Raw genomic sequence first — 25,731 nt, 5'->3', positions numbered from 1 at the left:
ATCTACCGATTCAGCTCGCACCATCGGTGCATGAATGTGACGGGCCATGACTGACCTCGAGGGAGGGCCGAGCACCCGCAAACGGGTCCTCGACCCGCTGGTGCAGGAGTCGACGCCGGCGATCATCGCGCGCAAGCTGCGCGCGGCCATCGCGGCGGGAGACTTCGCGCCCGGGACCCAGCTGACCGAGTCCGGCCTCGCCGCCGACCTCGGTGTGAGCCGAGGTCCTCTACGTGAGGCCATGCAGCGTCTCACGCAGGAAGGGCTGCTGGTCAGCTACCGCAATCGCGGGCTCTTCGTGATCTCGATGGACGACGACGACATCAACGACATGTACGTGGCCCGCTCGGCGATCGAGCGGGCGGCGCTGGCGCAGGTGGTGGCGCGGCGAGATCCCGCCGACATCACTGCTCTCGAGGCGACGATCGACCACATGCAGGCGTTCGCCGACGACCCGAACGGCCGCGAGATCGCCGACGCGGACATGGCCTTCCACGCCAAGCTCGTGGAATGTGCTCGCAGTCCACGACTCTCGCGCATCCACGAGACGATCCTGGTCGAGACACGGATGTGCCTGGGCGCCATGCGTGGAACCTACGCGTCGGCGCAGGCGCGCATCGACGAACACACCGAGATCGTCCACGCCATCGTCACCGGCGACCTCGCCACCGCTGACGAACTGATGATCGCGCACATGCGAGACGGGTTGGCGCGCCTCATGCCCGATGAGTCCGCGGTGGTCGCGCAGACCGTTCCGCCGGGCCACGCACCGTGATCGGTGGCGCCACGCCGTCGTGGGCGGTCGATCTACCTGCGAGGACGGGGGTATCCGCCTCGTGAGCACCGCGAACCGGCTACCGTTGCCTCACCTGTTCGGGTGTGCAACAACGCGCACCGACAACGAGAGCGCACACCGAGCGCCCACATCGACCCGCGTAGTTCCCGACGCCGGAGGCACCACATGACCACCAAGACCGCGAACGCCGGAGATGCTCCCGGTCTGCCCGATCCCGAGACCCCCGAGGGCAAGAAATTGCTCCGCAAGGCGATCGGCGCATCGGCGATCGGCAACGCGACCGAGTGGTACGACTACGGCGTCTACGCCGCCACCGCCACCTACCTGACGCAGGCCTTCTTCCCGGGCGATCTCGGCACCATCGGCACCATGCTCGGCTTCGCGGTGTCGTTCGCGCTGCGACCGCTGGGTGGCATGGTGTGGGGACCGATCGGCGACCGGATCGGCCGTAAAGCCGTGCTGGCCATGACGATCATGCTCATCTCGATCGCCACCGCCCTCATCGGCGTGCTGCCCACGCACGCCGTCGCCGGTGTGTGGGCGCCGATCCTGCTGATCGTTCTCCGTGTGGTGCAGGGCTTCTCGACCGGTGGTGAATACGGCGGCGCGGCAACGTTCATGGCCGAGTACGCCCCCGACAAGAAGCGCGGCAAGTACGGATCGTTCCTGGAGTTCGGGACGCTCGCCGGCTTCGTGCTCGGTACCGCGTTCGTGCTGGTGCTCGAACTGAACCTCACCGACGATCAGATGCAGACCTGGGGCTGGCGCATCCCGTTCTTCTTCGCGCTGCCACTGGGTCTCGTGGGTCTCTACCTCCGTAATCAGATGGAGGACACCCCGGTGTTCCGCGAGATGGAACAGAAGGGCGAGATCGAGGGCACCGCGTGGACGCGCTTCGTCGATCTCCTCCGTGACTACCGTCGGCCGATCATCATCATGTTCGGCATGGTGATCGCGCTCAACGTCGCGAACTACACGCTGCTGGCCTACCTGCCGACGTACCTGAAGAACACCATCGGGCTCGAGGGCAACGACAGCACCGTGACCATGCTGATCGGTCAGCTGGTGATGATGGCGCTGATCCCGTTCGTCGGGCGGCTCTCCGACCGCACCGGCCGCAAACCGATGTGGTGGGTGTCGCTGATCGGTCTGTTCGTGTTCGCGCTGCCCATGTTCTGGTTGATGGGTCAGGGATTCGTCTGGGCCATCATCGGATTCGTGGTCCTCGGTGTGCTCTACATCCCGCAGCTGGCCACCATCTCGGCGACGTTCCCGGCGATGTTCCCCACCCAGGTGCGCTACGCCGGCTTCGCGATCTCCTACAACGTCGCGACCGCGGCGTTCGGCGGTACCGCGCCGCTCGTGAACGACGCCGTCGTGGAGAACAACGACGGCTGGGACCTCTTCCCGGCCGGCTACATGATGATCGCCTGCGCGATCGGCATGGTCGCCCTGTTGTTCCTGCGCGAGACCGCAGGATGCTCGATCCGCGGCACCGAGATCCCCGGCGAGGAGTCCGACGCCGAGAAGGCCCTCACCCACGCCTGACCCCCGCCAGTTGGGCACCTAACGCCCGCGGTTGGGCACGTAACGACCGCAGTTGGGCACGTGACGACCGCAGGTGGGCGGACGTTCGCGTCGAGTGGGCCCTAGTGGGGGCGGTCGAGGTCGACGGTCTCGCCCGGCATACCCCACTCGATGCGGCCGAGGCGACTGACGGCGGCGAGCTTGTCGTAGTCGGGTAGTCCGTCGTCGGCGACGATCGCGGGATCGACGGTCAGCGCGACGACCTCGCCCATGATCACGACGCTGTTCCCGACCTCGATCGACCTGTGCAGGCGGCACTCGATCGCGATGGGGGAGTCGGCGACGCGCAGACAATCGACCACGGTCGCCGGTGTGGACGGGATGCCCGCCTCGACGAATTCGTCGACGTCGGAATCGAACCCGGCCGAACTGTCGTTGGCGAGGTGCATCAACGACGTCGAGACGATGTTGATCACGAACTGGCCGGTGTCGATGGCGTTGCGCGCGCTGTCCTTCGCGCCGCCGACCGATGTGAACTGCACGACCGGCGGACTCGTCGACGACACCGAGAAGAAGCTGTACGGCGACAGGTTGTCGATGCCGTCGGAGCTACGACTCGACACCCACGCGATCGGCCGCGGGACGACCGACGCGGTCAACAGCTTGTAGAAATCGCCCGGATCGACGGTGGCGGGATCGTGCACGATGCGGTCGCTCGATGAACTCATGGTTCCAGTCTGCCCGAGATTGTTCGGGCCCCTTCGAATCGTTCACCGGGTATCGCTCAGCTGCGGACCCCCGCCGGCGAAAACACATCGCGGACCGTGTCGTGAATCGACCAGTATGTGACATGTCCGGGATGAATGGCATGTCGGCGGGTGACGACGGGATGGGGTGACGATGGCAGAACACAGCTACGAGCTCGAACTGCTGTGGACGGGTGATCGCGGTCTCGGGACCGAGAGCTACCGTGCATACGGGCGGGACCACATCGTCAGCTCGCCCCTCACCGACGCCATCATGGGGTCCGCGGACCCGCATTTCCTGGGTGATCCCTCGCGGTGGAACCCCGAACAACTGTTTCTCGCGTCGATCGCGAACTGTCACCTGCTCTGGTACCTCCACCTGGCGTCTCGGGCGGGGGTCGTGGTGACGGACTACCGAGACCATCCGACGGGAACGATGGGGGTGAACCCTGACGGCTCGGGCGAATTCACGGCCATCACACTGCGACCGACCGTGACGGTCAGTCCGTCGTCGGATTCCTCGACCGCGTTGGCGCTGCACGACGACGTCGGTCGAATGTGCTTCATCGCGCGATCGGTGAACGTCGCGATCGCACACCTGCCGGAGATCGTCGTCGGGTAGCGACCCGGCGCCGAACGTCGGCCCGACAGACGGGCCTTACGTGCCCAACTGCGGGCTTTACGTGCCCAACTGGCGGGTGGGGGTCAGGAAAGCAGGCGGAGGGCCATGAGGGCGTAGGCGCGCGCGGCGGTGACGAGGTCGTCGATGACGACCGATTCGTCGGGTTGGTGGGCCTGGGTGTTGATGTCGCCGGGACCGAGGACGATGCACGGGATCCCGAGGTCGCGGGTGACGAACCCGCCGTCGCACGCCGCGGTCCAGCCGCCGATCGAGGTGGTGCCGCCGGCGTCGCGGACGGCGTCGACGGCCGAGGTCACCAATGCATGGTCCTCGGCGGTGCGGAAGCCCGGCATCTGCATGGTGACCGCGATGTCGACCTCGATGCCGTCGGTGTCGATGCCGTCGGCCGCGACCCGCTCGCGCAACGCGGCGGCGATCGCCTCGGCGTCCTCGTCGGGCATGAGTCGTCGGTCGATCCCGATCGATGCGTCGGGTGCGACGGCCGAGATGCCCTGACCGCCGGTGATCGTCCCGACGTTCCAGGTGCCCGCGCCGAGCAGCGGGTCGAGCTCGGTCTGCATGGCGTCGTGGTCGGCGCGGATGATCTCGATGATGCGCGCGGCGGCGTTGATGGCGTTACGCCCGTCGGCGGGTCTACCGGAATGCGCTGCCCGCCCGCAGATCTCGATCGAGATGTACGACGCTCCGCGGCACGCGATCACGGTGTCGAGGCCCGTGGGTTCGGCCACCACGCAGCCGAGGAACGACACCCCGTCGGGCCGCGACACCAGGTCGCGCACACCGATCCCGTGCTCCTCCTCGTCGACCGTGCACGTGAGACGCACCGGGCCACTGAGCGTCTCGTCGCGCAACGCGTTGATGGCGACGACGATCGCGGCGAGCCCGCCCTTCATGTCGGTGGCCCCGCGGCCGATGATCCTGCCGTCGACCACGCGCGACACGAACGGATCGGCGGTCCAGCCCGGCCCGGTGGGTACCACGTCGGAGTGGCCCAGGAACATCAGTCCCGGCCCGTCCCCGCCGGGCAGGGTGGCGACCAGGTTCGGGCGATCGGGCGCCACCTCGACGACGTCGACCGAGGCACCCGCGCCACGGGCGGCCTCGGCCAGGACGGCCACCGTCGAGGCCTCGGTGCCGCCGGGGTTGACGCTGGGTTGTTCGACGAGCGCGCGCGTGAGCTCGACGATCGACTCCGCGGTGATCGTCGCGCACACCGCGCGTTCGCGTTCGTTCTGTGCGGTGAGCAGGGGGAGCGCGTCGGTCACGCCACCATCTTCTCAAGGCTTCCGGCGAGCCGCTTGATGCCCTCGTCGATCCGCTCGGGGGTGCTCGAGGCGAAACACAGCCGCAGGGCGTTGCGGAAACGCCCGCCGGGCGAGAGCGCCGGACCGGGGATGAACGCGACACCGTCGGCCAACGCGACCTCGAACAGCTCCCGGGTGTCGATCTCGCCGAACTCGCCGGCGAGCGTCAACCAGAGGAAGAACCCGCCCTCGGGGTTGGTGGTGGTCACCCGATCGCCGAGATGTCGCGCGATGGAGTCGAGCATCGCGTCCTTGCGCTCGCGGTAGAGCACCCGGATCGACGCGAGGTGATCGTCGAGGCCGCCGCGCGCGATGTACTCGGCGACGATGTGCTGGTTGGGCACATTGGTACACGTGTCCATGGCCTGCTTGCCATTGATGAGCAGCTGCCGGATCGACGGATCGGCATCGACCCACCCCACTCGCCAACCGGGCGCGAGGATCTTCGAGAACGTGCGCACCGAGAACAGCAGCGGGTCCTGCGGGCTGAGCGTCTGGAAGGTCGGGATGTCCTGCCCGGAGAAGCGCAGCAGGCCGTACGGGTCATCGTCGATGATCACCGAGCCCCACCGATGCGCCAACTCCAGCAACGCCTTCCGCCGCTCGAGCGACATCGTGACGCCGGACGGGTTCTGGAAGGTCGGGATCGTGTAGATCGCCTTCGGCGGCCGGTGGTGGTGGGCGACCAGATCCTGCATCATGTCGACCCGCATGCCCTCGTCGTCGACGGGGACCTCGAGGAGCTGCGCCCCGTACGACAACGCCGTGGCGCTGCCGTTGGTGTAGGTCGGCGATTCCACGACCACGAGATCACCCGGATCGATGAACAGTTTGCACGCCAGGTCGAGGCCCTGCATCCCGCCGGTGGTGATGACGAGTCGGTCCTCGCTCGACGGATCCGGCGTTCCCGCCAGGTATTTCACCAAGAGCTCGAGCAGACGGGGCTCGCCCTCGGTGGCGCCGTAGGTGAACGACGACGCGTCGAGGATCGTCCCGGCGATCTCGCGGAACTCCTCCGACGGCACCGCCTCGTCGGCGGGCGACCCCATCGCGAAGCGCACGATGTCGTGGGTCTGCGCCGCCAGCAGCGACGTCGACGAGTCGATCATCGAACCCACCAGGTCCTTCGCCCGTCCGGCGAGGGGCAGGGTGGGGGCGGTCCGTGCGATCTCGGTGGCGGTCATGGCGTGCTCCTTCGATCGAGAGAGAAATCAGGTCACTTGCGGATCAGTTCACGCGGGAAGCTGGTGAACGTCTCCACGCCGGTCGCACTCACGCGAACCGACTCCGACAGCTCGAATCCGTAGCCGTCCATCCACATCCCGCACACGATGTGGAACGTCATGTTCTCGGCGAGGATCGTCTCGTCCTCGGTGCGGATGCTGATGGTGCGCTCGCCCCAGTCGGGTGGGTAGCCGATCCCGATGGAATAGCCCAGACGCGAGGGCTTCTCGAGCCCGTACTTCGCCAGCGTCCAGTTCCACGTGGAGGCGAGCTCACGGGTGGGCACGCCGGGGCGAATCGCGTCGAGGACGTTGTTCAGGCCCTCGGCGGTGGCGCCCGCCACGTAGTCGACATCCTTGTTCGGCGTCCCCAGCGACACCGTGCGCGCCAGCGGACAGTGATAGCGGTTGTGCGCGCCGGTCAGCTCGATCACGACGGCCTCGTCGTCGTTGAACGTGCCCTGGTGCCAGGTGAGGTGCGGGGTGTCGGCCGCTGCGCCGGTCGGCATCATCGGCACGATGGCCGGGTAGTCGCCGCCGAAGTCGTCGGTGCCGGTGATCTGTGCCTGCGAGATCGCAGCCGCCGCATCACATTGCCGCACACCGACGTCGATGGTGTCGATCGCGGCGCGCATGGCCTGCGAGCAGACCATCCCGGCCTGTCGCATCAGCTGGATCTCGGCGTCGGACTTCACCGACCGCACCCAGTTGACGAGCTCGAAACTGTCGACGAGCTTCCACTCGGGGATCGCGTTGTACAGCGCCCGGTAGGCCTTGGGCGAGAAGAAGTGCGAGTCCATCTCGAGGCCCACCGAGCCCTGCCGCGATGCCGGGGCGATCTGATGTCGTTGGCGCAGCGCCCATGCCACCCAGTCGAAGGGGTGGACGTGCGGCCGGTGCACGTAGCTCTCCGGGTAGCCGACGATCTGGTCGGCCGGGAGCCACGTGGTGCGGTGCGCTCCATGGGCATCCATGTCGCGCAGGAAGAACACCATCTCGCCCTCGATGGGCACGAACAACATCTGCGGCGTGTAGAACGACCACGCGTTGTAGCCGATGAGGTAGAAGATGTTCGCGGGGTCGGTGACGATGACGGCCGAGAGTCCCTGCTGTTCCATCAGTTCGCGCACACGATGGAGCCGGGTGGCGTATTCGTCGTCGGTGAAGAGCTGGGATCCGAGGTACACGGGTTCTCGCCTCTCAGGTGCCCGACACAGGAGCAGATTTGGGGATGGCCAGGTACTTGGTCTCGAGGAACTCCTCGATGCCGACCCGGCCGCCCTCACGGCCCAGGCCCGACTCCTTCACGCCGCCGAACGGCGCCGCCGGGTTCGAGACCAGGCCGGTGTTGAGACCCACCATGCCGACCTCGAGTGCCGCCGACAGTCGCAGCGCGCGGTCGATGTCCTGACTGAAGAGGTATCCCACCAGTCCCCAGGGGGTGTCGTTGGCCATGGCGATCAGCTCGTCCTCGCTGTCGAACGGGATGAGCGGTGCCACCGGACCGAAGATCTCGGTCGCCATCAGGTCCGATTCGGGACTCACGCCACTGAGCACGGTCGGCGGGTAGAAGTGGCCGGGGCCGTCGGGTGCGGTACCGCCGCACATGACCGTCGCGCCGCGCTCGACGGCGTCGGCGACGAGGTCACGGACCTTCGTCAGCGCCTTGTCCTCCACGAGCGGGCCGACCTGCGTGCCCTCGACGACACCGTCACCCACGACGAGCGCACCCATGCGCTCGGCCAGTTTGGTGCCGAACTCCTCGGCGACGGAACGGTCGACGAAGATCCGGTTGGCGGCGGTGCAGGCCTCGCCCATGTTGCGCATCTTGGCCACCATCGCGCCCTCGACGGCGCGGTCGATGTCGGCGTCGGCGCACACGATGAACGGGGCGTTGCCCCCGAGTTCCATCGACGTCCGCATCACGGTGTGCGACGCCTGCTCGAGCAGCAGCTTGCCGACCTGGGTCGACCCCGTGAAGCTGAGCTTGCGGGCCAGTCCCGAGTCCATCCAGGTGGTCACCACCGGACCCGGGGTGTTGGTGGTCACGATGTTGAGCACGCCTTCGGGAAGCCCTGCCTCGGTGAGGATGTCGGCCAGGGCGAGCGCGGTCAGCGGGGTCAGCTCGGCGGGCTTGAACACCATCGTGCATCCGGCGGCCACCGCCGGGCCGATCTTGCGGGTGCCCATCGCGAGGGGGAAGTTCCACGGCGTGATCAGCACGCAGGGCCCGACCGGTTCCTTGGTGACCACGATGCGGTTGGCACCGTCGCCGGTGGTGGTGTGGTCGCCCCCGATGCGGACGGCCTCCTCGGCGAACCACCGGAAGAACTCCGCGCCGTAGGCGACCTCCCCCTTGGCCTCGGCGAGCGGCTTGCCCATCTCGGTGGTCATGATCAACGCGAGATCGTCGGCGCGCTCGAGGATCAACCGGTGTGCCCGGTAGAGGATCTCGCTGCGCGACCGGGGAGATGTGGCCGCCCAGCTCTTCTGGGTGGCCGCGGCGGTTTCGATGGCGCGCTGCGCGTCGGCGGCCCCGCCGTCGGCGACGGTCGCGATCTGCTCGCCGGTCGCGGGGTTCTCCACGGCGAAGGTGGCGCCCGATTCGGCGGCGCTCCAGCTGCCGCCGATGAACAGTCCGGTGTTCAGCTTACCGATCAGTTCGGCGGCACGGGGGTCGGTCACGTCGGATCCTTTCGTGAGGGTGCGGTGCGCAGGGGGTCGGGGCGCAGGGTATCGGTACGGGGATCGAGGAGCTGGGCGAGATGGGTTCCGGTGACCGAGGTGATCGCGCTGTCGACGCCCGAGAGGTGGTCGACGGCCATGGCGCAGCTGAAACCGTCGGTGAGCACGGGGGCGCCGTCGGAGCGTGCCCGCAGCGCCGGAGCCAACGCCTGTTCGCCGACGGCCATGCTCACCTCGTAGTGTCCGCGTTCGAAGCCGAAGTTGCCTGCTACGCCACAGCATCCGTCGGCCGAGGTCACCTCGGAGACACCGAGTCGCCGGAGCACCGACACCTGCGTCGCGGGACCGAACACCGCGTACTCGTGGCAGTGGGTCTGCACCGTCACCGACTCGGGCATCGGCGGCGGGGTGTAGCCGTCGTCGAGCATCTCGCCGACGTGCGCGGCGAAACTCCGGACGCGCGCCGCGACTCGCTTCGCGGCGTCGGTGTGGACCAGCTCGGGGAGGTCTTTGCGCAGTGCCGCAGCGCAACTCGGCTCGGGCACCACGATCGGTCGGTCGGTGCCGTCGTCGAGAGCAGTGGCCGTGCGGTTCAGGACCTTCTTCGCGTGATCGAGCTGGCCGGTCGAGATCCAGGTCAGTGCGCAGCAGTTGTCCTTCTCGCAGCTGACCTGTTCGGTGTCACCGCCGCCGAGGACGCGGGCGGCGGCGGTGGCGACGTCGGGCCGGAAGGCCTTGGTGAACGAGTCGAGGAACAACACGACCGGTGCGTCGGTGCGGCGGACCAGGGGTGCCAGAGCCGCCCGCACCGACTTCCGGCGGGCGAAACGGGGCATCGATCGCCGCGCGTCGAGGCCGGCGACACGCGCGGCGGGTACCGACAACCGGCTTCCCAGAACGGCGTTGATCATCGGGGCCATGGCGGTGGCGGGTCGTAGCCAGGCCGGCATCCACCCCAACGCGTAGTGCGACATCGGCCGTAGGCGGTGGCGGTAGTGGTGGGAGAAGAACTCCGACCGGTAGGTCGCCATGTCGACACCGGTGGGGCAGTCGGTGGAGCACGCCTTGCACGACAGGCACAGGTCCAGGGACTCGCGGACGTCCTTCGAGCGCCACCCGCTCTTGATGTCGGGGGCGGTGCGCGTCATCTCCTGCAGCACCCGGGCGCGGGCGCGGGTCGAGTCCTTCTCATCGCGCGTCGCCCGGTAGCTGGGGCACATCACCCCGCCGGAGTGTGAGCGACACCGACCGACGCCGATACAGGCCTGTGTCGCATGGACGAACGGATCGAGTCCGGGGGCCTCGAGCGGGTGATCGGCGCGACCGTTGTCCCCGGGACCGGGGATGCCGAGATCGAACGCGGTGGTCCAGTTGCGGGCCGGGATGCCGTCGAGGGCGAGGTGGTCGCCGATCGCGTCGGGGTCGACGATGCTGCCCGGGTTGAGCACGCGCGCCGGATCCCAGATGTCCTTGAACGCGGCGAACATCGACATCATGGTGGGCGAGTACATGATCGGCAGCAGCTCCGACCGTGCGCGGCCGTCGCCGTGTTCGCCCGAGAGCGATCCGCCGTGGGCCACCACGAGGTGCGCGGCGTCGCGACAGAACGCGAGCATGGTCTCCCGACCCGATGCGGTGCGCTGGTCGAAGGTGATGCGCACGTGCATGCAGCCGGCGCCGAAGTGGCCGTACATCACGCCGGTGAGGCCGTGGTGGGCGAGCAGGTCCTGGAAACCCTCGAGGTACTCGGGCAGGTTCTCCGGTGCGACGGCCGAGTCCTCCCAACCCGGCCACGATTCGTATCCGCTGCCCGCATCCGGGTCGTCGAGATCGACCAGACGTGACGAGAGCCCGGCGCCGTCCTCGCGCACACGCCACAGCATCGAACGCGCCGTCGGATCGCTCACGGTGCGCGCGTCGACGAGACGACCCTCCGCGCGCAACTTCTCGAGCAGATCCGAGATCGCCGCGGGGACATCGCCGGCACTGAACTCGTCGAGTTCGACGTATATCCAGGCTTTTCCGTCCGGCAGGCCTTCGACCGACGACCGGCCGCGCCGGGCCCGCATCGTGGCGACGATGCGTTCGTCGATGCCCTCGATCGCCGAGGGGGAGAAGCTCAGCATGGTGGGGACGTCGCGGGCGGCGTCGACGACGTCGCGGTACCCCAGGCACAGCAGCTGCGGGTGCGCCGCGACGGGCACCAGCGACACCGTCGCCGACACCACTATCGCGCAGGTGCCCTCGCTGCCGACGAGCGCGCGGGCCACGTCGAAACCGCGCTCGGGCAACAGGTGTGCGAGGTGGTAGCCCGACACCTGTCGTGGGATGCGTTCGAGTTCGGTGCGCAGCGGGGCGAGGTTGTCGCCGACGAGATCACGCAGGGCGTCGGTGAGATCCTCGGCGCGGCGGACCGCGGCGCTGTCAGCGGGATCGGTGGCCGTCAAGCCCGTTCTGGTGGCGGTGAGGCGCACCCCGTCCGCGGTCACCAGCGAGATCGCGACGACGTGATCGGTGGTGCGGCCGTAGCGCACCGAGTGGTTACCGCAGGCATCGTTGCCGATCGCGCCGCCGACGGTGGCCCGCGACTGGCTCGATGGATCGGGCGCGAACGTCAGGGCACCGCCGCTGATCTCGCGGACCCGCTTCTGCAGGGCGGTGAGCACGACGCCCGACTGGGCGACGGCGGTGCGCCCCTCGACGTCGACGGAGGTGACGACGTCCATGTGTCGGGAGAAGTCGATCACGACGCCCTCGCCGATGGCGTTGCCGCCCATACCCGTCCCGCCGCCGCGGGCGATGATCGGCACACCGTGCTCGTGACACCAGCGAGCGGCCGTCGCGACGTCGATGTCGGTGCGCGGGAACACGACACACAGGGGGGACAGCCGGTAATTCGAGGCGTCGTAGGAGTACTCGGTCCGGCGACGCGACGAGTCGTCGGCGTCGAGGCCGAGCCCCCGGAGCGCGGTGGCGGTCCGGGAGGCGTCCCCGGTGGTCTCGCGGTGCGGGGTGAGGGTCACCGCGCGGTTCAGCCCAGCACGGCGTCGACCGCCGCGCCGAATCGGGCCAGCCCGGAGTCGATCTCGTCGGCGGTGACGACCAGCGCGGGGATGAGTCGCACGACGTTGCCGAGCGGTCCACAGGTCAGCGTCAGCAGGTCCTGATCGATGCACGCCTGCTGCACCTTGGCCGCGGCGGCCGCGTTCGCGGTCGGCACGGAGCCCGACGCATCGGGGTCGATGAACTCGATACCCGCCATCAGGCCCTGTCCGCGGACGTCGCCGATGGCGGGGACCCGCTCGGCCAGGGTCGCCAGACCGGCGAGCAGCTGATCACCGCGCTCGCGGGCGTTGTCGACGAGGTTCTCCTCGGCAAGGACGGCCAGTGTCGCGACACCGGCGGCCGCGGCGACGGCGTTGCCGCCGTAGGTGCCGCCCTGCGAACCCGGCCACGCCTTGGCCATCAGCTCGGTGGGTGCGGCGATCGCCGAGATCGGGAAGCCCGAGGCGATGCCCTTGGCGGTGATGAGGATGTCGGGGACGAGACCGTCGCAGAACTCGTGACCCCAGAACTTGCCGGTGCGTCCGACGCCGGACTGCACCTCGTCGACGATGAGCACGATGCCGTGGCGGTCGGCGCGCTCACGGAGGCCGGCGAGGAAGGCCGGGGGTGTCGGCAGGTAGCCGCCGTCGCCGAGGACCGGCTCGATGAGCATGGCGGCGGTGTCGTTGGGGGCGACCCGCGAGGCGAAGAGGTAGTCGAGCTCGCGCAGCGCGAAATCGACGGCGGTGTCGGTGTCCATCCCGTAGCGGTAGGCGTAGGGGAAGGGCGCCATGTGCACGCCGCTCATCAGCGGGGAGAACCCGGCCGAGAAGCGGGTGCCCGCGGTGGTGAGGCTGGCCGCGGCGACGGTGCGGCCGTGGAACCCGCCCTGGAACACGACGATGTTCGGGCGGCCGGTGGCCATGCGCGCCAACCGGATCGACGCCTCGACCGCCTCGGAACCCGAGTTGGCGTAGAAGACGGAGTCGATGCCGTCGGGGAGCACCTCGCCGAGGGCATCGGTGAGTTCGAGCAGCGGCTGGTGCATCACGGTCGTGTACTGGGCGTGGATGATCTTGCCGCACTGTTCCTGGGCGGCGGCGACCACGCGGGGGTGGCAGTGACCGGTGCTGGTGACGCCGATGCCGGTGGTGAAGTCGAGGTAGGAACGCCCGTCGGTGCCGTGGATCCACGACCCCGTCGCGTGGTCGACCACGACCGGCGTGGCCTGCTTCAGCGCCGGACTGAGAGTGGCGCGAGCACGGTGGATCTCGGTCGTGTTGTCGCCGCTCGAGGTGTGCGCGACGGTGCCCAGGGTGGAGGTCATGGGTACACGGTGACCGTTGGATGGTCGGATTGTCAACAATTGGACTATCCGGTTCAGGGCGGGGCCGGGGCGTTGTCTACGGTGGGCGGCGTGACCGCAGATCCGACCCCAGAAGCGACCCCGGCGGACCGCCCCATCCGCGTCGCCGTCCTGACCCGCGACGGGCTCGCCGACCCGCACAACCTCGACGCGATCGCCGAGCTGGCTCAGGTGCGGTTGTGTACCGCCGACGACCTCGCCGACGCCGTCGCCGGGGCCGACGTGCTGATGCTGTGGGACTACTTCTCTGCGGCCCTCCGAGAGGCGTGGCCGCACGCCGAGGCGCTGCGATGGATCCACGTGTGCGCCGCCGGCGTCGACGCCATGCTCTTCGACGAGCTGCGCACCTCCGACGTCGTCATGACCAACGCCCGCGGCGTGTTCGACGGCCCGATCGCCGAGTTCGTCCTCGCGTCGATCCTGGCCCGCGACAAATCCCTGCACGAGTCCCGTGCACTGCAGCGCGAGCACCGGTGGGTGTGGCGCGAGACGCGGCGCACCACCGGATCGAGTGCCCTGGTGATCGGAACCGGTGCCATCGGTCGCGCCGTCGCCCGACTGCTGCGCGCGGCGGGTCTGCAGGTGACCGGCGCGGGTCGTACCGCGCGCACCGACGACGCCGACTTCGGCACCGTGATCGACACCGACGACCTCACCGAGCACGTCGGCGCCTTCGACAACGTCGTCCTCATCGCCCCGCTGACCGAGCAGACCGCCGGACTCGTCGACGCGCGAGTGTTGGCCGCGATGAGGCCCTCGGCGCATCTGGTGAACGTCGGACGTGGGCAGTTGGTGGTCGAGGCCGATCTGATCGAGGCCCTTCGGGACGGGGCCATCGCGGCGGCGTCGCTCGACGTCGTCGAGACCGAACCGCTGCCGGCAGACAGCCCGCTGTGGGACCTCGAACAGGTCGCGATCTCGGCCCACATGAGCGGTGACGTCGTCGGCTGGCGTGATGAACTCGCCGACCAGTTTCTCGCGCATCTGCGGCGTTACGCGGCGGGGCAGGCTCCCGACCACCCGGTCGACAAGGAACGCGGCTACGTGCGCTGACCGCCGGGCACGCCGACGCGCCGTGCTCGAGGCGTATTCACAGACGTATCTCAGGCTCGGCTCCTAGCCTCGGGGCGGTATCCCGGAGGACATGGAGAAGGAGGTCAGCGCGTCATGAAGCGACGACTGCGACTGACCTGGAAACCGAACAGCGGAACCCGCACGACGCTGCTGTGTGTGGCTGGTCTCATGGTCGCCGGCATCGGCCTGGCCTACTGCGTTCATCTCGGTGCCGATCGAGGTGAGGACTCCGAGGCCGAATCGACCTCCGCCGCGGCGATGAAGTTCATCGGCCCGCCCACCTCCACCCCGGCCGTCCCCGACACGGTGGGCCCCGCGCCCGTCGAACCCCCCGCCTCGGGCAGCGCGGCCGGCGGTGTGACCCCGACAGCCATCAGCCGCTCGAAGATGCTGCTCGGGACGGTCGACAGCCTGTCGACGTCGGAGATGGGCATCCACATGAGCGACGGTCGGCGACACCGCATCGCGCTGACCGACTCGACCCACTACGAGACCGCCGACAAGGCCGCCGCCTCGCCGTTGAAGCTCGGCGATCTGGTGGTCGTCCACGTGCTGATCGACGGCGAGCGCATGGTCGCCGATCTCGTGGTCGACGGACGCGTGACCGCGTCGCGTCCGGGAAACTGACCTCCGCGGTCACCAGTGACTAGGCTGTAGCGCGATGACCGCCGTCTACTTCGTGATCGCCGCTCTCGCCCTCGCCGGTGCGGCCGTACTCCTGTGGCTCGACCGCCGTCGTGCCGCGGTGGTCCGTCGTGAGCGCGCGGTGTGGGGTGACGGCCATGGGTTCCGATTCGTCGCCACCGAGCGCGCCGCGCCCGACGAGGTGCGCGACCTCCGTTCGGAGCTGCACCGAGCCGCGATGGACATCGAGGAGCACGTCGAGATCGTCGACATCACCCACGGCCGCTACTTCGGCGACGAGGCCGTCGTGTTCGATCTCGTCGACATCGGCACCATCGTCGCCGTGCGCCGGTCGGTCGCGTCGTCGGTCGTGATCGACGTGCGGCAGGAGAAGGTGCTCGCCCCCGCCGAGGACGACGTCGAGTTGCTCGGCGCCATGGGTCGACGCGTCATGTTCTCTACCCACCTCGACATCGCCCGCCGCGTCTGCGACCGCCGCATGATCGCGCTGGCGACCAACGCCCCCGACTACATCGAGATCATCTGGAACGAGGGCAACTGGTCGGTCGCGTCGATGCCGCTGACCAACGATCCCGACCGACTCGACACCGCGCTGGAGACGGTGCGTCGCTTCACCGATCTGCTCCGCGTGCTGCCGCCCTCGACCGATCCGGCGCCGCGTCCCGACCCGCGCGATCCCTCGAGCCCCACCGGACGTGCACGTCGTGGACTGGCGGAGCCGAAGACCGAAGCCATTGCGCGCGAACAGCTCCAGGCCACCGCGGGTGCGCGCGCCGCTGCTCCCCGTCCCGATGGTCCTCGCGTCGACAGCCCTCGCCCCGAGGGTCCCCGCGGTGACCGAGTGCGGGCCGAGAACGCGCGTACCGAAGCGCCTGCGGGACGGCCGGTCTCGCCGGTCGATGTCGCCGGTGGCCCGCCGCGAACCCTCCCGCCCCGTCCCCAGCCGCGGGCGGCTGAGGCGGACCGGCCGCGCGCGGCTGCGCCGTCGTCCGATGCCCCGCGTCGCGGTGTCCAGCCGATGCCCGTGCGTCGTCGCGTCGATCCCGATCGCGACATCCCCCGCGAGGGCTTCTCTCGCGACGACCGATCGGAGTGACGCGAGTGAGCAAGCAGCGACTGGCTGAACTGGTCGCCGAACTCGCCGTGGTCCACGGTCGGGTGACGCTGTCCTCGGGCAAGGAGGCCGACTACTACGTCGATCTCCGGCGAGCGACGTTGCACCACGAGGCATCTCGGCTCATCGGTGTGCTGATGCGTGAGCTCACCGTCGACTGGGATTTCGCGGCCGTGGGTGGTCTCACCCTCGGCGCCGACCCCGTCGCGACGGCGATCATGCACGCCCCCGGGCGGGACATCGACGCGTTCGTGGTGCGCAAGGCCGCGAAAGCCCATGGGATGCAACGACAGATCGAGGGCCCCGACATCGTCGGCAAGCGCGTCCTCATCGTCGAGGACACCACCACCACCGGCAACTCCCCGCTGACCGCGGTCGCAGCAGCGCGTGACCTCGGGGCCGAGGTCGTCGGTGTCGCCACGGTGGTCGATCGCAACACCGGTGCCGCCGCCGTCATCGAGGCGCAGGGTGTCGAGTACCGGTCACTGCTGGGCCTGGATGACATCGGACTCGCCTGAGTCGGGTCCCACCGACGAGCAGGGACCGACCGAATGGGCCACCGCGGCCGATGAGGAGGTCGGGCTCGGACCGTGGTCGATCGAGCGCGACGGGCCGCTCCCGACCGAGGAGCATTTCGATCCTGAGTTGCTCGCCGAGGGTGATCGCCGCAACGTGGTCGACCGGTATCGCTACTGGCGGCGCGAGGCGATCGTCGCCGATCTCGACACCCGTCGCCACCCGTTCCACGTCGCCATCGAGAACTTCGCCCACGACGCCAACATCGGCACCGTCGTGCGCACCGCCAACGCCTTCGGGGCGGCCGCCGTGCACATCGTGGGTCGCAAGCGCTGGAACCGACGCGGCGCCATGGTCACCGATCGCTACCAACACATCTCGCACCACGCCGATGTCGCATCGCTGATCGCCTGGGCGCACGAGGCGGGACTGCGGGTGGTCGCCGTCGACAACACCCCCGGCTCGATTCCGCTGGAGACGACCGACCTCCCGCGCGACTGCGTGCTGCTGTTCGGCCAGGAGGGCCCCGGCGTCAGCCCGGAGGCGCACGCCTCCGCCGACCTGACGGTCTCGATCGCGCAGTTCGGGTCGACCCGCAGCATCAACGCCGGCGTCGCAGCGGGTATCGCCATGCACGGCTGGATCCGCGCGCACGCCGATCTCGACCAGGCTTGGTAGCCGCGGATCGACGGACATCGTCCGGTCACAGCGTCGGTTCCGGCGTATGGCCGGAACCTCGGCTGTATTCGGACGATCTCGGTCAGCGGCCGATGATCAGGGGGCGTCGGCCTCGACGGGCGGCGGGGGACCGGAGGCCTTGCGGCGCTTGTAGTACTCCCAGATGATCGGCACGATCGAGACCAGCACGATGAGGATGAAGATCGGCTCGATCAGCTTCTGGATGATCTCGAACTGGCCGAGCCAGTATCCCAGCAGCGTGATGCCGCAGCCCCACACGATGGCGCCCAGCACGTTGTAGGCGGTGAACAGGGCCGCGTTCATGCGGGCGGCACCGGCGACGATGGGCGCCAGGGTGCGCACGATCGGCACGAAACGCGCCAGGAAGATGGTGACCGGTCCGCGCTTCTCGAAGAACGCGTGCGCCTCGTCGATGTAGCGCTTCTTCAGGAAGCGGTTGCCCTCGGCGAACATCGCGGTGCCGGCGTACCGACCGATCCAGTAGCCGATCTGCCCGCCGATGATTGCCGCGATCGGGATGAACAGCAGCAGCTGCCACAGCGACGCGAACTTCTCGACCTCGGCCGACTCGCCCGCGGCGACCAGGCCGGCGACGAACAGCAGCGAATCGCCCGGCAGCACCGGGAACAGCACGCCCGACTCGATGAGGATCACCACCAGCAACCCCACCAACGCCCAGGTCCCGAAGTATCCGAGGAGGGTGATCGGGTCCAGGAAGCCCGGGAGGAGGGCGGTGTTCACGGTGGTGGTGCTCGCGGCATCGGCGAGCGCGGTGGAATTCACGGCCCTGACGATAGCCGGTCGGGCCTGAGGAAACGCTGTGCGTGCGGTGCCGGTGTCCACCGGACCTGCACCGCACCGCAGGTGACTTGCCATACTGTCTGCGGACGCGAGACCTACGCGAGCACCACGAAGACCTACCGGTTGGAGGACGACCCCGATGCCCATCGCCACCCCCGAGCAGTACGCGAAGATGCTGGACAGCGCCAAGAAGGGCGGCTACGCGTTCCCCGCGATCAACTGCACCTCCTCGGAGTCGATCAACGCGGCCCTCAAGGGCTTCGCCGACGCCGGGAGCGACGGCATCATCCAGTTCTCGACCGGTGGCGCGGAGTTCGGTTCGGGTCTCGGCGTCAAGGACATGGTCACCGGCGCGGTGGCGCTCGCGGAGTTCGCCCACGTGGTGGCCGCGAAGTACGACGTCACCGTCGCGCTGCACACCGACCACTGCCCCAAGGACAAGCTCGACACCTACGTCCGCCCGCTGATCGCCATCAGCCAGGAGCGCGTCGACGCCGGTCAGAACCCGCTGTTCCAGTCGCACATGTGGGACGGCAGCGCCGTGCCGCTCGAGGAGAACCTCGAGATCGCCAAGGACCTGCTCGCGAAGTCGGCCGCGGCGAAGATCATCCTCGAGATCGAGATCGGTGTGGTCGGCGGCGAGGAGGACGGCGTCGAGAACGAGATCAACGACAAGCTGTTCACCACCGCCGAGGACTTCGAGAAGACCGTCGACGCGCTCGGCGCCGGTGACGCGGGCAGCCGCTACCTGCTGGCCGCCACCTTCGGCAACGTCCACGGCGTCTACAAGCCGGGCAACGTGAAGCTCAAGCCCGAGGTCCTCAAGACCGGCCAGGAGGTCGCGGTGAAGAAGCTGGGCTCCGGCGCCGGCGACAAGCCGTTCGACTTCGTCTTCCACGGCGGCTCGGGCTCGCTGAAGAGCGAGATCGAGGAGGCGCTGAGCTACGGCGTCATCAAGATGAACGTCGACACCGACACCCAGTACGCGTTCACGCGTCCGCTCGCCGGGCACATGTTCGCCAACTACGACGGCGTCCTCAAGGTCGACGGCGACGTGGGCAACAAGAAGGTCTACGACCCACGTAGCTACCTCAAGAAGGCCGAGGCCGGGATGACCGAGCGCGTCATCGAGGCCTGCAACGACCTCAAGTCGGCCGGGAAGTCCATCAGCGCCTGATCTCCCGCACGACGCGACGCGGCCCCCGATCGATCCGATCGGGGGCCGCGTTCTGCGTGGGGTGGGCGGATCAGCCTGCGGTGCAGACCTTCCAGTCGCCGTTCTCGTTGCGCAGCCGCACCGAGACCGGCGTGGTCGTGTTCGGGGTGCGTGCACTCGCCGCGAGGAGCTCGACGACCGCGGTGTTCGGATCGACGATCTTCGACGCCTGCACCTTCCGGACCACGATCAGCTCGTTGTTCGCCTTCTGCGTCTCGAACTGCTGGCGGAACGCGTCGTCGGCGACACCGTCGTAGAACTGCTTGCGCTCACCGCAGGTGACCGACCGCAGCGTGGCGAGATCGCCGTCGCCCAGCGCCGTGGCGTACTTCATCGCCGACGACGCGGCACGATCGGCCTGCGGCTCACTCGGCTCGCCCCGCGTCGCGAACACCGCGATGACCACCGCCGCGACGGCGACCACGATCACCCCGATCGACGACACCCACAGCAACGTCCGCCGCGAACGGCCGGTGTTGCTCTCCGGCTTCGGCGTCGTCGACGGCGGGATGTATTGCGGCGCAACGGTGTCCGATCGCCACGGCCCGTCGTCGGGACGTACGGCTTCCGGCTGGTCCACGGGCGCGGGTGTCGGCGCCGCCTGCGTCTCGGGCTCGGGCTGGGGCTCGGGTTCCGGCTTCGACTCGGCGTCGCTCTCGGGCTCAGGGGTCGGCTCCGGTTCCACGGTCGCCACGGGCTCATCGGCGGTCGTCTCCGGCTCGGTGTCGACAGTTGCCTCCGGCTCCGCGTCGTCGGTCGCCTCCGGCTCCGTGACGAGGGTGGCCTCCGGCTCGGTAGGCGGCTCGTCGGCGGGTGTCGGCTCCGGCTCCGGCTCTGAATCCGTGTCGGTGTCCGGCTCGGCCGCGGCTTCCGGCTCGTCGGTCACCGCGTCGTCATCGGCCTCGACATCGTCATCGGACCCGGCATCGGCCTCGGATTCGCCACCGGCAGCCGCGGATTCGGCGGGTTCGGACTCGGGCTCGACGGGATCTTTCGCGACCGGATCCGCGTCGTCGGGGTCGGCGTCCTCGTCATCGGAGTCGGTCCCGGTGGCGTCCTCGTGATCGGCCCGCGGCGCGTGGTCGACGTCGGAGGGTTCCGGTTCGACGGCAGAGGCGTCCTCGGCCTGGGCGCGCGGCGTCGACGGGACCCCCTGCTCGGACTTCGGGGTGGGGACGGGGGGTTCGGACGGGGTGCGGCGCAGTCGTCGCAGAGCGGAGAGGGCCTTGCCGACTCCTGTGGAACCAGTGTCATCGGGATGCGACATCCGTGCTGCCTCGCCTTCGTCATCACGCTCGCGTGTCGGGTCGCCTCTCCTGACGCACCGCGCGCCGGGAGGTGTCGACCGCGTCGCTCACCCTATCGAAGGACGCGGTGATCGTGAGGTCCCGGAGTACCCCGACCAGCTGCGTCGTGTGCACAATGGGGCGGTGACGTCCTTCGGAGATCTCCTCGGCCCCCAGCCCACCCTGCTCACCGGTGACGACGACGCCGAATCGGACCTGCTCGCGGGCACCGACCCCAAGTCGGTCGCCGCCGCACACCCCACCGCCTCCATCGCCTGGGCGTACCTCGCCGAGGCGGCCATCGACTCGGGCGAGACGATCACCGCCTACGCCTACGCACGCACCGGCTACCACCGCGGACTCGACCAGCTCCGTCGCCACGGATGGAAGGGGTTCGGTGCCGTGCCGTGGAGCCACGAGCCCAACCGCGGCTTCCTGCGCTGCGTGGCCGTCCTCGCGCGCGCCGCCCAGACCATCGGTGAACAAGACGAGTACCTGCGTTGCCTCGACCTGCTCAACGACAGTGACCCGGCGGCGGCAGCCGAACTCGGCCTCGCCTGATCCCGGTCGCGCCGATCGCGGCGCCTCCGGTGCGGCGAGTCGAGACGCTGTTGCGGCATCGCTGCGCACCCGTCACAACCGGCTGCCGCCCGCGATCCGTACCCGCACGCGGCGGGTCTGGTACTCGCTGCTGCCGATAGCCCAGTGCTCGATCGCCGCGGGTGTCGCCTGGTTCATCGCCTTCGACCTCGTCGGCCACTCGCGCCCGTTCTTCGCACCCATCGCGGCGGTGCTGTCGCTCGGGTTGTCGCTGGGTCAGCGCTGGCGGCGGGCGGTGGAGATGGTCGGCGGTGTCACCGTCGGCATCGGTGTCGGCGACCTCATCATCAGCGTCATCGGCACCGGCGCCTGGCAGATCACGGTGGTCGTCGCTCTCGCGATGACGGTCGCGGTCTCCCTCGACCGCGGTCCGCTGGTTCCCATCCAGGCCGCCAGTTCGGCGGTGCTCGTCGCCACCCTGCTGCCGCCGGGTGGGCCGGCGGGGGTGAACCGCATGATCGACGCGCTCATCGGGGGACTGGTCGGACTGGTCATCGTCGCGCTGATACCCACCCATCCGGTGTTGCGTGCCCGTCGTGACGCCGCGTCGGTCCTGGCGACGATGGGTCTCGTGGTCCAGGGCGTCGTCGACGGTCTGCGCGCCTCCGACGCCCAGCTGATCTCCGAGGCGCTGACCCGCGCCCGCGGAACGCAGGGCGCGATCGACACAATGCGCTCGGACATGAGCGGCGGTCGCGAGATCAGCCACATCTCGCCGCTGTACTGGAACTCGCGAGACCGGTTGTCGCGGTTGGAGGCGACGGCCGACCCCATCGACAACGCCGTGCGCAACATTCGGGTGATGGCGCGACGCGCGCTCTCGGGGATCCAGCACGGCGAGACCATGCACGACGACGTCGTCGACGTCCTCGCCGAGGTGGTGGGCGCGCTCGATGTCGTTCGGCAGATGCTGCTGGCCGACCCGGGGGACAAGCCCGACGCCGCCGACGCCGCACGCGTGTTGCGCACCATCGCCCGCAAGGCGAAGCCCGAACTCGTCGCCGACAGCGGTCTGTCGGAGACGGTGATCCTCGGTCAGTTGCGGTCGATTCTCGTCGACCTGCTGATGGTCGCCGGCCTCCAACGCGAATCGGCGATCGCCACCCTGCGCTGACGGGGCCGTGCGGCCGCGATCAGGCGGTCACGTCGGGGTTGAACAGCACACGCACAGGTCGGATGTGGATCGCGACCTCGTTCTCGTCGGCATTGCGATCGCCGAACTCCTGCGCCCTGGCTGCCCCCATGTAGCGGGCCCCGCACGCGGTGGTGACGGCGAGGACGTGGTCGGGTCGAGTGTCGAACTCGGCATGTCCCTGGATCTGGACGAAGCTGTAGGGCGCGTGTGGTGCGTCGATGGATACGGTCACCCTCGGATCGCGTGCGAGCGCACGGCCTTTCGCAGTGGTCCGTCCGGTGGCGAAAACAACGGTGTCGTCGACGATGACAAACCACACCGGGGCCACCAGCGGCCGCCCGTCGGAGCCGAGGTAGCCCAGATGCGCTGTGCGCGTGCCCGTGCGGAGGTACTCGAGGACGGGATCGGACAGTTCGACGTACGCGGTCATCGGGTTCGTTCTCCTCTCGGCCACCGTGTGGCGGCGACTGGTCGGAACCTGTTGCGACGCCGGTGGTGTGGCGTTCACAGCGGCTCGTGCGGGTGATGAAATCTGCGATGCTAGCACCGGCCGTCCACATCGAGGATCGGCTGTGCTGCGTGCCGGTGACCCCGGCATGTCGTCCTGCCGACGATGAGGGGAACGCCGTTCGACACGACGGTGACGGCGTCGCGGACGACCAGCACCGACGCCTCCGCGCTCGATCGGACGAAGAGTTCATCCCGCTTATGTTCACGCGGAACCTAACTGTATGTTTCGCCGAAGTAACAGCGCTAGCTTCGGCGGGTCCCCGAACAACAGTCCAACTGGCTCAGGAGATCCCGTGTCGAACGTCCTCGTACTGGAAGCTTTCGGTGTCAACGGTCCGCCGATCATCGACGCCGTCAAGCGAGCCGGACACCGCGTCATCGTCGCCTCGCATCGCTCGCTCATCGACTCCTTCTCTCCCGCGGTGATCGCTGCGGTGGACGAGTTCTGGGAGGTCGACTACCGCGCGGCCGACATCGCCGCATCGTTGATCGAGCGGTCGTCGGGCGTCGACATCGCCGGGGTGGTGACGGGGTGGGAGTTCTTCACACCGCTCGCCGCCGTGGTCGCCGACGGCCTGGGGCTGCCCGCCAACGATCCGTCGCGGGTTCTCGCGGCGCGCAACAAGAAGGCGATGGCGGAGGCGTTCTCCGACGCCGGCGTCCGTCACGCGCGCACCACCGTCGTCGGTCCCGACGATGCGATCGACATCGCTGCGGCCGGGCTCGACTTCCCTGTCGTGGTCAAGCCCGCCGACAACGCCGGATCGTGCGGTGTATCGGTGGTCGAGACGTTCGACGAGCTGCCGGACGCGATCCGCCGGGCGCGATCGTGGCCGACGGAGTTCCCCCACGACATCCCCCTCGACACCGATGTGCTGGTGCAGTCCTATGTCGGTGGATCCGAATACAGCGTCGAGAGCGTGGCGTTCGACGGGGAGTTCCACCACGTCGCGGTGACTGAGAAGCTGACGACGACGGGATCGAGCCGGGCCGAACTGGGCCACCTCGTTCCGGCGCGGGTCGCACCCGATGTCCGGGAGAGGATCGTCGCCGAGGTGACCTCGGCGCTGCGGGCGGTCGGGTTCCGCTACGGCGTCGCCCACACCGAGGTCAAGGTCGACGACGGGGAGGCGTGGATCATCGAGACGGGCGTGCGGCCCGGCGGCGACCTCATCCCGGTGCTGGTGCACCTGGCCGGCGAGGTCGACCTGCTCGACGCCTACGTGGCCGCCGCGACCGGTCTACGCCCGTCCATCACGCGGGAGCCGCATGCGTCGACGGCGTCGCTCGTGCGCTTTATCGTTCCGCCGCATGAGGGAGTGGTGGCCAGGCTCGACAACCTGCCGACCGGAAGCGAGGTCGTCACCGCGGTGTTCGCCAAGGAGCCCGGTGACCAGATCGCCGCGGTCAGCGACAACGTGTCGCGCTTGGGCCATTTCGTGCTGCGCGGTGACGACCCCGACGCGCTGGCCACACGCGCCGAGCATCTCCTCGGCGAGATCACCGTGGAGCTGCGATGACCCGGCTCGCCTACATCCGGTCGATCGAGACCCAGCAGGCGCGACCGTTCCTCCGTCTCGCGAGCGAGCGACTCGCCCGCACGGGGGTGACCCCTGTCCTCCTCTACACCGACGGCGACGTCGGACCCGAGGACTTCGCCGGGGAGGCGCTGCGCCTCGATCCCGGCATCCGGTCCGAGCGTCTCGCCGACACCCTCGGCGACCTGGGTGTCGATGTGGCGGTGTCGATCTCGATCCCCGACAACAGCAGTCTGCGCGACGCGGCGGTGCGTGAGATCAGCAGCGCCCGCGACACGATCGACGTCGTCGCCCACACCGTCGACCTCGCCGCCACGTTCGCCAACAAGCACGAGACCAAGGCATTGTTGGCCGGATACGGGATCGCCACGCCGGCATCGGTCTACGTCGACGGCGATCTGCTCAACGGGCGCTCACCCGCCTACGACGACTACGCGACGGCGATCGTCCATCGCGTGGCCGAGTCGGGCTTCCCGGTGATCGTCAAGCCGATCTGGGATTGCCTCGCCAACGGGATGTCGGTGCTCTCCGATCGGGCGCAGCTCGCCGAGGCCCTGACGTCGTCGTCCATTCCGGGCAACGTGCTCCTCGAACAATGCCTCGACGGGCGTCTGTGCTCGATGGAGGTGATCGCGGCTCACGGATCGGTGCACTGCCAACCACTGGTCTGGAAGGGATCGACCACTGCCGGGCCGGAATTCGCCTTCGAGCAGCTGCGGATCGCGGGTGTCGTCCCGTCGGGACTCGAACGTCAGGTGGCCGAGCTCGAGCTGCGTATCGCGACGCTGTGCGCCGCCGAGGCCGTGTACGGCGTTCTCGAGTTCGAGTTCATCGAGGTCGGCGGTGTCTTCTTCTGCATCGAGGTCAACCCTCGGGTGTCGGGCTCGACGGGCATGTCGATCGCGGCCTCGGGAGTCAACACCTACTGGGAACTCGCGCGGATCGGACTCGACGGTCGCTGGGATGCCCCCGGTAGCCGGTCGAATGCGCATGTGGCGTGGCAGATCCCGCTATCGCCGTCAGATCTGCACCCGCTCGCCCTGCCGACGTACGTCGAGGTCCTGCGGGACAACGCGTTCTCGGTCGACGGCCTCGACTACGCGAACACGCTGCTGCGTGTCGACCACGGGCACGTCGATGACTTCGCCGGTTGGTGTCGGGGTGACACGAGGCCGCACTCCCGGTCTGCCGACGACGTGCTGGAGAAGATCGCCGCGCTGTGGGACTCGATGTCACCGATCCCCGTCCCCGTATGACATGAA

23 protein-coding genes are annotated in these 25,731 nt (G+C 68.9%); 13 read left to right on the top strand and 10 right to left on the bottom strand.

What is annotated here, in order from left to right; all coding sequences use genetic code 11:
• Positions 1–46 precede the first annotated feature (46 nt).
• Together ASG12_RS20225 and ASG12_RS20220 are read left to right on the top strand one after the other, a co-directional pair.
• Positions 47–775, top strand: coding sequence for a GntR family transcriptional regulator (locus ASG12_RS20225; protein ID WP_055793532.1), 729 nt, complete (start codon positions 47–49; stop codon positions 773–775).
• Between the two features lie 186 nt (positions 776–961).
• Positions 962–2,344, top strand: a complete 1,383-nt coding sequence (locus tag ASG12_RS20220; RefSeq protein ID WP_055793531.1) for an MFS transporter — start codon at positions 962–964, stop codon at positions 2,342–2,344.
• 101 nt (positions 2,345–2,445) lie between these two features.
• Here ASG12_RS20220 and ASG12_RS20215 read toward each other — a convergent pair whose 3' ends face one another.
• The gene (locus tag ASG12_RS20215; protein ID WP_055793529.1) at positions 2,446–3,051 is read right to left on the bottom strand and encodes a flavin reductase family protein; all 606 of its coding nucleotides are present in this window, start codon (positions 3,049–3,051) and stop codon (positions 2,446–2,448) included.
• 172 nt (positions 3,052–3,223) lie between these two features.
• Here ASG12_RS20215 and ASG12_RS20210 point away from each other — a divergent pair, with 172 nt between their 5' ends.
• The gene (locus ASG12_RS20210) at positions 3,224–3,691 is read left to right on the top strand and encodes an OsmC family protein (RefSeq protein WP_055793527.1); all 468 of its coding nucleotides are present in this window, start codon (positions 3,224–3,226) and stop codon (positions 3,689–3,691) included.
• Positions 3,692–3,774: 83 nt separating this feature from the next.
• Here the strand turns inward: ASG12_RS20210 and ASG12_RS20205 are convergent, their stop codons facing one another.
• Genes ASG12_RS20205 through ASG12_RS20180 form a run of 6 tightly spaced genes read right to left on the bottom strand, consistent with a single transcriptional unit; the run spans position 3,775 to position 13,296 of the window.
• Positions 3,775–4,959, bottom strand: coding sequence for a M20 family metallopeptidase (locus ASG12_RS20205; RefSeq protein ID WP_055793942.1), 1,185 nt, complete (start codon positions 4,957–4,959; stop codon positions 3,775–3,777).
• Positions 4,960–4,973: 14 nt separating this feature from the next.
• The gene (locus ASG12_RS20200; protein WP_055793525.1) at positions 4,974–6,200 is read right to left on the bottom strand and encodes an aminotransferase-like domain-containing protein; all 1,227 of its coding nucleotides are present in this window, start codon (positions 6,198–6,200) and stop codon (positions 4,974–4,976) included.
• A 32-nt stretch (positions 6,201–6,232) separates the two neighbouring features.
• Entirely contained in the window at positions 6,233–7,426 is a 1,194-nt protein-coding gene (locus ASG12_RS20195; protein WP_045824447.1) for a M24 family metallopeptidase, read from the bottom strand.
• A gap of 13 nt (positions 7,427–7,439) precedes the next feature.
• Positions 7,440–8,924 (bottom strand): NAD-dependent succinate-semialdehyde dehydrogenase, encoded by a 1,485-nt coding sequence (locus ASG12_RS20190; RefSeq protein ID WP_055793523.1) that lies wholly within the window; start codon positions 8,922–8,924, stop codon positions 7,440–7,442.
• The gene (locus ASG12_RS20185; protein ID WP_055793522.1) at positions 8,921–11,947 is read right to left on the bottom strand and encodes an FAD-binding and (Fe-S)-binding domain-containing protein; all 3,027 of its coding nucleotides are present in this window, start codon (positions 11,945–11,947) and stop codon (positions 8,921–8,923) included. Before ASG12_RS20185 ends, ASG12_RS20190 begins: the two co-directional genes overlap by 4 nt.
• 8 nt (positions 11,948–11,955) lie before the next feature.
• Positions 11,956–13,296 carry an aspartate aminotransferase family protein gene (locus ASG12_RS20180; protein WP_055793520.1) on the bottom strand — a complete coding sequence of 447 codons (1,341 nt, stop codon included), beginning with the start codon at positions 13,294–13,296 and terminating at the stop codon, positions 11,956–11,958.
• A gap of 90 nt (positions 13,297–13,386) precedes the next feature.
• Between ASG12_RS20180 and ASG12_RS20175 the strand changes: the two genes are divergently transcribed.
• The 5 genes from ASG12_RS20175 to ASG12_RS20155 all read left to right on the top strand — a co-directional run bounded on the left by ASG12_RS20175 (position 13,387) and on the right by ASG12_RS20155 (position 17,362).
• A complete protein-coding gene (locus ASG12_RS20175; RefSeq protein ID WP_200932825.1) occupies positions 13,387–14,388 on the top strand; it encodes a D-2-hydroxyacid dehydrogenase in 1,002 nt (333 codons plus the stop codon).
• A gap of 114 nt (positions 14,389–14,502) precedes the next feature.
• Positions 14,503–15,036, top strand: coding sequence for a hypothetical protein (locus ASG12_RS20170; RefSeq protein ID WP_055793518.1), 534 nt, complete (start codon positions 14,503–14,505; stop codon positions 15,034–15,036).
• 34 nt (positions 15,037–15,070) lie between these two features.
• Positions 15,071–16,150 (top strand): hypothetical protein, encoded by a 1,080-nt coding sequence (locus ASG12_RS20165; RefSeq protein ID WP_055793516.1) that lies wholly within the window; start codon positions 15,071–15,073, stop codon positions 16,148–16,150.
• Positions 16,151–16,155: 5 nt separating this feature from the next.
• Complete coding sequence (pyrE, locus tag ASG12_RS20160; RefSeq protein ID WP_235457680.1) at positions 16,156–16,686, top strand: orotate phosphoribosyltransferase; 531 nt, start codon at positions 16,156–16,158, stop codon at positions 16,684–16,686.
• Complete coding sequence (locus tag ASG12_RS20155; RefSeq protein WP_055793512.1) at positions 16,667–17,362, top strand: TrmH family RNA methyltransferase; 696 nt, start codon at positions 16,667–16,669, stop codon at positions 17,360–17,362. The genes pyrE and ASG12_RS20155 overlap by 20 nt, the downstream gene beginning before the upstream one ends.
• A 96-nt stretch (positions 17,363–17,458) precedes the next feature.
• Here the strand turns inward: ASG12_RS20155 and ASG12_RS20150 are convergent, their stop codons facing one another.
• A complete protein-coding gene (locus ASG12_RS20150) occupies positions 17,459–18,166 on the bottom strand; it encodes a DedA family protein (protein ID WP_055793510.1) in 708 nt (235 codons plus the stop codon).
• 157 nt (positions 18,167–18,323) lie between these two features.
• Here ASG12_RS20150 and fbaA point away from each other — a divergent pair, with 157 nt between their 5' ends.
• Positions 18,324–19,361 carry a class II fructose-bisphosphate aldolase gene (fbaA, locus tag ASG12_RS20145; RefSeq protein ID WP_055793509.1) on the top strand — a complete coding sequence of 346 codons (1,038 nt, stop codon included), beginning with the start codon at positions 18,324–18,326 and terminating at the stop codon, positions 19,359–19,361.
• Positions 19,362–19,431: 70 nt separating this feature from the next.
• Here fbaA and ASG12_RS20140 read toward each other — a convergent pair whose 3' ends face one another.
• Positions 19,432–20,667 carry an Rv0361 family membrane protein gene (locus ASG12_RS20140; protein ID WP_055793506.1) on the bottom strand — a complete coding sequence of 412 codons (1,236 nt, stop codon included), beginning with the start codon at positions 20,665–20,667 and terminating at the stop codon, positions 19,432–19,434.
• Positions 20,668–20,830: 163 nt separating this feature from the next.
• Between ASG12_RS20140 and ASG12_RS20135 the strand changes: the two genes are divergently transcribed.
• Positions 20,831–21,247 carry a DUF3151 domain-containing protein gene (locus tag ASG12_RS20135; RefSeq protein ID WP_055793938.1) on the top strand — a complete coding sequence of 139 codons (417 nt, stop codon included), beginning with the start codon at positions 20,831–20,833 and terminating at the stop codon, positions 21,245–21,247.
• A 61-nt stretch (positions 21,248–21,308) separates the two neighbouring features.
• Positions 21,309–22,400: an FUSC family protein gene (locus ASG12_RS20130; RefSeq protein ID WP_055793936.1), complete on the top strand. Its 1,092-nt coding sequence runs from the start codon at positions 21,309–21,311 to the stop codon at positions 22,398–22,400.
• 19 nt (positions 22,401–22,419) lie between these two features.
• Here the strand turns inward: ASG12_RS20130 and ASG12_RS20125 are convergent, their stop codons facing one another.
• The gene (locus ASG12_RS20125) at positions 22,420–22,851 is read right to left on the bottom strand and encodes a PPOX class F420-dependent oxidoreductase (protein ID WP_055793504.1); all 432 of its coding nucleotides are present in this window, start codon (positions 22,849–22,851) and stop codon (positions 22,420–22,422) included.
• A gap of 373 nt (positions 22,852–23,224) precedes the next feature.
• Between ASG12_RS20125 and ASG12_RS20120 the strand changes: the two genes are divergently transcribed.
• Positions 23,225–24,451, top strand: coding sequence for an ATP-grasp domain-containing protein (locus ASG12_RS20120; RefSeq protein WP_055793502.1), 1,227 nt, complete (start codon positions 23,225–23,227; stop codon positions 24,449–24,451).
• The gene (locus ASG12_RS20115; RefSeq protein WP_055793500.1) at positions 24,448–25,725 is read left to right on the top strand and encodes an ATP-grasp domain-containing protein; all 1,278 of its coding nucleotides are present in this window, start codon (positions 24,448–24,450) and stop codon (positions 25,723–25,725) included. The genes ASG12_RS20120 and ASG12_RS20115 overlap by 4 nt, the downstream gene beginning before the upstream one ends.
• Positions 25,726–25,731: the final 6 nt, after the last annotated feature.

It is taken from the genome of Williamsia sp. Leaf354 (genome assembly GCF_001424365.1).
In the GTDB taxonomy this organism is placed as follows: domain Bacteria; phylum Actinomycetota; class Actinomycetes; order Mycobacteriales; family Mycobacteriaceae; genus Williamsia_A.
This window is presented reverse-complemented; position numbering and strand designations above follow the sequence as displayed.